General features: G+C 70.6%; 4 protein-coding genes. 2 read left to right on the top strand and 2 right to left on the bottom strand.

The features are described 5' to 3' along the window. Positions 1 to 148: 148 nt before the first annotated feature. Positions 149 to 2,437 (bottom strand): M10 family metallopeptidase, encoded by a 2,289-nt coding sequence (locus tag COGEMETH_RS25600; protein ID WP_283214978.1) that lies wholly within the window; start codon positions 2,435 to 2,437, stop codon positions 149 to 151. 343 nt (positions 2,438 to 2,780) lie between these two features. After that, complete coding sequence (locus COGEMETH_RS10565; RefSeq protein WP_238182529.1) at positions 2,781 to 3,056, bottom strand: hypothetical protein; 276 nt, start codon at positions 3,054 to 3,056, stop codon at positions 2,781 to 2,783. A 159-nt stretch (positions 3,057 to 3,215) separates the two neighbouring features. Here COGEMETH_RS10565 and COGEMETH_RS25605 point away from each other — a divergent pair, with 159 nt between their 5' ends. Together COGEMETH_RS25605 and COGEMETH_RS10570 are read left to right on the top strand one after the other, a co-directional pair. Further along, entirely contained in the window at positions 3,216 to 3,350 is a 135-nt protein-coding gene (locus COGEMETH_RS25605) for a hypothetical protein (protein WP_283214979.1), read from the top strand. 493 nt (positions 3,351 to 3,843) lie between these two features. Continuing rightward, positions 3,844 to 7,005, top strand: coding sequence for a M10 family metallopeptidase C-terminal domain-containing protein (locus COGEMETH_RS10570; RefSeq protein WP_238182530.1), 3,162 nt, complete (start codon positions 3,844 to 3,846; stop codon positions 7,003 to 7,005). Position 7,006 lies beyond the last annotated feature (1 nt).

Consider the following 7,006-nt stretch of genomic DNA (forward strand, 5'->3'; position numbering starts at 1 on the left):
CGGGCCGGCTGCGATCGTCGATTCAAATGCCGGAGGCCACCAGGAAACCCGCCGCCGTGCCGTGGAGGCGCAGCGGGACGCACTCCGAGGTCGATATGCCGACAGCCAGGGCCGGCGGCCGTCGAGCACGGCGACGGCCACCCGTTCCTCAGACGAAGACGCCGGCGTCGAGCTGGGCCTGGGTGATGCCGGCGAGTTCGACGGTGCCCCCGCCCGAGAGCACCAGCAGCGCCGAACCCGAGCCGTCGGGGGCCGTGCCGAAGCTGTAGGTCTGGCCCTGCAGGTCGAGCCGGTCGCCCGTGCCCTGGGAAAAGCCCAGGATCACGTCGTGGCCGGAATTGGCCCCGAAGACGTAGCGGTCTGCCCCGAGATCGCCCGAGAGCACGTCGTCGCCGAGGTCGCCGTAGAGCACGTCGTCGTTCTGGCCGCCGTAGAGGGTGTCCGCGCCCTGTCCGCCGAAAAGGGTGTCGGCCCCGAGGTTGCCGAGCACCACGTCGGCGCCGAGGTTGCCCAGCACCACGTCCTCGTTCTGGCCGCCGTAGAGGGTGTCCTGGTCCTGGCCGCCGAACAGGGTGTCGTTGCCCTGGTTGCCGAACAAGACGTCCCCGCCCTGGTTTCCGAACACGGTGTCGTTGCCGAGGCCGCCCAAGGCCGTGTCGTTGCCCAGGCCCCCGGCGATCAGGTCGTCGCCGGCGCCGTCGCCGATCGCGGGCGCGTCCGCGACCGAGACCTGAAGCTGGTAGCTGTCGCCGTTCTGGAGCGCGCTCCGCTGGTAGCGGGTCACGGCGATCGTATACACGCCGGCCGAGACCGCATTGTAGACGATGAAGGGATCGCGGCTGAGCGTGCCGCCGACGGTCGTCGAGCCACCGGCGCCGTAGTAGACGTCGTTGTCGTCGTTCTCGGCCACGACGTTGCCGGCGGGGCTGATCAGCCGCATCTGCGCGTCGAAGCCGCTCGAGGGACGGTCGACGTCGAGGGTGATGGTCGCCCCGGGATTGCCGATCGTGACCGAGTAATAATCCGTGCCGGTGCCCCCGGAGGCGCTGACCGTGACGTGCGGGACCGCGTTCGCGTCGGCGATGTCGCCGTTGGCCCCGAGCCCGAACAGGGCGTTGAGGTTGAAGGCCGTCGCCACCGACGTGTTGGCGTCGCCGGTGTCGCCGAAGAGCCCGCTGCCGGTCCGGCTCACGCCCGAGGGCAGGGCGGGGAGCGCGTCGCCGTAGAGCAGGTCCGCGCCGCTGCCGCCGGTCAGCTGGTCGCTGCCGGCGCCGCCGACCAGGGTGTCGTCGCCGTCCCCGCCGACGAGCCCGTTGGCGGCGTCGTTGCCGATCAGCCGGTCGCTGCCCGAACCGCCGGTGGCGTTCTCGATGGTGACGCCGTTGGCGATGGTCAGGCCGCCGCGGATGCCGGCGACCTGCGAGACGAAGCCGCCGGCATAGGGGCCGTTGAGGGGCGCCTGGCGCAGGTCGACGACGGCCGGCCCGCTCGCGCCCGCGGCGCTGATCTCGTCGCTGCCGCCGGCGTCCCAGATCGTCGACCAATAGGTGCCGACCGCGTTGACGGTGGGCAGGGCGTAGCCGTCGTTGCCGGTCCGGTAGGTGGTGTTGACGCCGTAGAGCCGCTGGATCGCCGCGATGTCGAAGGCGCCCAGCGACGCGTTCTCGCCGTAGGCGAAGTTCTCCTGCGGTGCTTCGTCGTAGTCGAGATTGTAGGTCATGGCCGTGTACGGCCCCTGGTTCTGCTCGTAGAGGCCCGTGTCTCCGTCGTGCAGTCCGGGGAAGACGGTCGCATCGGGCTGGCTGCCGCCGTCCTGCGGGTGCGCGAGGCCCAGCGTGTGGCCGAGTTCGTGCAGGATCGTCTGGTAGCCGTCGCCTCCGGGCTGGGGCTGGCTCCAGGACGCGGTCGCGTTGAAGGCGTAGCGTAGCCAGACCTGGTTCGGGTTGCCGCCGTGGCTGACCGAGCCGTCCGGGATCTCCGCAAGGCCGAGATAGGCGGTGCTCGTGACCTGGAAGGCCACGATGTTGGCGGAGGCCTCGGAGGTCGCCTCCTCGAAGCGCAGGTTCGAGACGGCGGCGTAGTTCGCCAACGCGCCGACGAAGGCCTGCCGCTCGGCCGCGGACCAGCCGTCGAGCGGCGTCTCGCTCGGTCTGTTCGGGTCGTCGGGTGAGCCGAACCAGTAGGTGATCGGGCCGCTGCTCAGGTTCCAGCCCGAGTTGCCCCAGATGACGGCGTCGACGTAGGGGCTGCCGGAGCCGGTTCCGGGGATGTTGTGGTTCTGCGTGGCGGTGTTGGCACTCGCCGCGTTGGGCAAGGGGCCCGCCGGAGTCGGGTAGGGCGGATCGATGGCGTCGGGCGAGCCTTCGACGATGTCGGAGGCGTTGCCGGAAACGGTCTTTGGCGACGATACGCCGTCTTCTCGACTCCGACCCCGCATCGTCCGTCCCTCCGAAATCGCCGAACCCGCCCGGGATGCCGTGCCGGGGCTGCCTCAGCGCATTACCCTACATCACGGCCTCGACGAAGGGCCGGCAACCCCCGCGACCGCCTCGGCGTCGGCCCGATCCACTTCAGCCGCCCTGCAGGGTCCCGGCGACATCGTCGGCCACCGCACCGGACGGCCTCGGATGACGGGTCGGCCTCACGGCCCTGACGCGCGTACTGATCCCGGCCTGCATCGTTGCGGGCGTCGCCGGCGGCGGAGGCGGGTCGGTCTCCTTCGCGCCGAGTGCGCCCGACGCGGCCCGGATCGTCAGCGCCGGCTTCGCGGTGAGCCTCGTCTACGCGATGGACGCCTGCACGGGCTGGAACGCCGCATACCTGTCCCGCTCGTCCGCACGCGTGGCGAAGCGCCCGGGGTCGAAATCCGTGGCGTGCGTGCCCTTGAGGGAACGCGTATCCAGGGAGGTCGCGCGGCGGCCGGTTGCTTTCCCGGCCGGACCGTCGGCACCGGTCTCGGCAGCCACGGCGCCCTTCGTCCCGAGCACCGCACCAGCGACGACGGCGCTTCCGGACCCGAGCAGGACGCCGCGCGAGGGCGGCTTGCCGTCGCGCACGATGATCCTCGACCACCGCTGTCTGCAGGTATCGGGGCAAATTCGCCTGGAAGGGACGGTTCCGGGGCGCGACACCGCGCAGCGCGGCCTCGGGCCGGTGTGGTTCGCCCCCGACGCGGATCGGCCGTCGTCCGTCTTCGTCGGGTGTCCGCCGTCGCCGTGATCGAGGACATCCGCCGGGCCGCACACCGGCAGGCCTCGGCCGGGGACACGATCCGCATCGTGCCGGAAATCTTGCGCGGTGAGGACGGCCTCGCCGTGTCGGCGCCGGCGCATCGCCGCCTCGATGCATGACGGTTGGTCCAAGCCGTTCTTGGATGGTCCAAGACGCTCTTGAAGGCCGGTGAGCGGCGGCTGGCCGGAGCGACGCGGGTGACCATGCGCGCCGCCGTCACGCGTCAGCACAGCGTGCGCGAAGCAGCCTGCTCCTGTGTTATCGTTAAAAATTCCTACGTATAAATACCCTAGAATATCTCCGTCGCCATCATAGGTATTGATTCGACAGCATGGATCGAGCCGCTAAAAATCGCACGTCCCCGCCGCTACCGGGTCGAAAATCAAAATACACTCGGATCTGGGTTGAATCAGGGTCTTTCGCGGCGGGCCCATCAAGCAAAAGACCTCAAAGCAAGGGGAAACCATGTCGAGTGTCGGTAAAGGTGCCGAGGACGTCGTCGGCCAAAGCGATCTGGTGCCCCTTGCCGAGCGTTACGGTGGCGGGTCTTCGAATGTCAGGATCAGTGCGTCCCCGCTGACACCCACGGTCACGACCGGCACGCCGGGTCTCGTGACCGAGGCGAGCTACCTCAGCGGCCTCGACAACACCGGCGCGGTGGTCGGCACCTCTTACTGGCGCGACATCAACGCCAACGTGCGCAAGTGGGAGGAGACCACGGGCGCCCAGGTCGCGACCGGTCGGTCTCCCGGCGGGACGGTCCAGTATTACTTCAATCCGGCGTCGGCCTGGACGCAGGCGGAGCGCGGCGCCTTCGAGAGCAGCATGGCGCTCTGGTCGTCGGTCGCCGACATCCAGTTCGCCGCGACCACCACGCGGAATGACGCGGACTTCGTCATCGAACGGAGCAGCGATGGCAGCGCTTCCGCAGGCGGGCCGACCACCGGCGTCGGGCCGGGCCAGGTCTCCCGCATTGCCGGGGACTCCGTGAACGGGCGCAACCAGATCCTCATCGACACGAGCGTGCCCTCGTTCAGCCAGCTCGACTCGTTCGACCGGATCGGCGGCTACGGCTCGCTCACGATCATCCACGAACTCGGTCACACGATCGGTCTCGGGCACGCCGGCAACTACAACGGCAGCGTCTCCCTGGCGAGCCAGCAGAACGGCGTCTTCGACACGCGTCTCTGGACGGTGATGTCCTACATCAATCCGAACGATACCGCCGCCCGCAACTATGGAAGCTACCCGGTCGCCGGCACCGATTGGGGCGCCTCGGCCGATGGCTACGTCCGTGTCGCCAACAGCTTGATGCCGCTCGACATCATCGCCGCTCAGCAGCTCTACGGTGTGGCGACCAACACGCCCCTGTCCGGCGGGCAGGTCTTCGGCTTCAACACCAACATCGCTCCCTCGATCCGGCGGTTCTTCGATTTCACCGTGAACCAGACGCCGGTGGTGACGCTCTACGACACGGGACGGAACAACGCCCTCGATCTGTCGGGTTACGGCACCGCCTCGACGATCGACCTGCGCGACGGGCATTTCAGCTCGGCGGCCGGCATCACCAACAACATCGGCATCGCCTTCGGCACGGTGATCGAGACCGGCATCGGCGGCGGCGGCGCCGACCTGATCCAGGGCAACACCTACGACAACGTCCTGCAGGGCAACCTCGGGGCCGACACCCTGACGGGCGGGGCCGGCAACGACGTGTTCCGCGACACGGCGGCCAACCACGACGGCGACAGGATCACCGACTTCACCAACGCGGACGTGATCAACGTCTCGGATGCCACCCTCCTCCTGACCGGGCTGCAATACGGCAACGACACCCTGAGCTTCACCAGCGGCGGCACCACCGCCACGATGGCCCTGCAGGGCACGTTCAGCGGGCCGGTCGCCCAGCGCGTCAACCCGGCCGGCGGCGTCGACATCTATTTCGTGGGCGTGGTGCCGGTGGTGCCGGCCTACGGCATCGCCGTCTCGCCGCCGACGGTGGCGGAAGGCAACACTGGGCCCGGCAACACCCTGACCTATACGGTCACCCGGACCGGCACCGCCACCGCGGCGACCGTCGCCGTCGGCCTTTCGGGCACGGCGACGGGGCCGGGCAGCGCGGGCGCGGATTACAGCGTGTCCGGCCTCGTGACGACGGGGGCGGGGGGCGTGGGAAGCGCCGCGGCCCCGGCCGGCGGCAGCCTCGGCTTCGCGATCGGCCAGGCCAGCGCCAGCTTCACCGTCACCACGACGCCCGACACCGCCGTCGAGCCGAACGAGACGGTGATCGCCACGCTGGGCACCCCGACGGACGGCGGAACGGTCGCGGTGGGCACGGCGACCGGCACGATCCTCGACGACGACGCGCCGGCCGCCCCGGTCTACACGATCGCGGTCGGCCCTGCGTCCGGGCCGGAGGACGGTGACGCCACGCCCAGGGTCGCACCGGCCGCGGCCGGCGCCGGCACCACCTTCACCTACACGGTCACGCGCACGGGCGACGTGAGCCAGGCGGGCTCGGCTGCGGTGGCCCTGTCCGGCACGGCGACGCGGGGCGGCGACTACACGGTCTCGGGCCTGGACAACGGCGCCGTCGGCTTCGCGGCCGGGGCCACGAGCGCGAGCTTTACCGTGACCAGCCTGCCCGACACGGTGTTCGAGCCCGACGAGACGGTGACCGCGACGCTGGGCGCCCTCACGGGCGGGGGCAGCCTGGGCGGGACGACCGGCGCCACGGCCACGATCCGGAACGACGACGCCGCGCCCGTCCTCTCCCTCGGCCCGGCCAACGTCGGCCACGCGGAGGGGACCGGCGGCGGCACGCGCTACGGCTTCACGGTCACGCGCAGCGGCGACGCCCAGGCCGCGCAGACGGTCTCCTATGCCGTGAGCGGGGGCGGCGTGGCCGGCCTCGCGGCCGCCGACGCCGCCGACTTTACCGGCGCCACCCTGCCCACGGGCTCGGTGAGCTTCGCGCAAGGGGAGACCAGCCAGACGTTCTTCGTGCTGGTGGCGGGCGATGCCGCGGCGGAGCCGGACGAGGGCTTCACGGTGACGCTCTCGGGCCCGAACTTCGGCACGATCGGCACCAGTACCGCCACGGGCACCATCACCAACGACGATTCCGTGGCGCCCCCGCCCCCGCCGCGGCCGCCCACGGAGGTCGGCCCGACGCCCTTCGACGACGACCTCATCGGCACGGACGCGTCGGACGAGATCAGCCTGCTCTCGGGCGACGACCGCTACAGCGGCCTGGCCGGCGACGACACGGTCTTCGGCAACGCGGGCAACGACGCGATCCAGGGCAACGAGGGCGCAGACCTGCTGCTCGGCAACCAGGGCGACGACACCCTGTTCGGCGGCCAGGGGGCCGACACCCTCTACGGCGGCCAGAACCGGGACGTGCTGTTCGGCAACCTCGGCACCGACGTGCTGCTGGGCAACCTCGGGGCCGACACCCTCTTCGGCGGGCAGGGCGCCGACACCCTCTACGGCGGCCAGGGCAACGACGTGCTCTCCGGGGACCTCGGCGACGACGTGCTCACGGGCGGCTCAGGCGCCGACCGCTACGTCTTCGACCCGGCCTCGGGCCACGACGTGATCCTGGGCTTTGCCCAAGCCGAGGGCGACCGCATCGACCTGCGCGGCCAGAGCTATAGCTTCGGCACCGCCGCCGACGGATCGGGCAGCGCGCTCCTCGTCCTCTCCGGCGGCGGCACCATCGAACTCGCCGGCATCACCCAAGCCCAGGTCAACGCCGGCTTCTTCGCCTGAA

This window comes from Methylobacterium trifolii, from assembly GCF_022179685.1.
GTDB lineage: Bacteria > Pseudomonadota > Alphaproteobacteria > Rhizobiales > Beijerinckiaceae > Methylobacterium > Methylobacterium trifolii.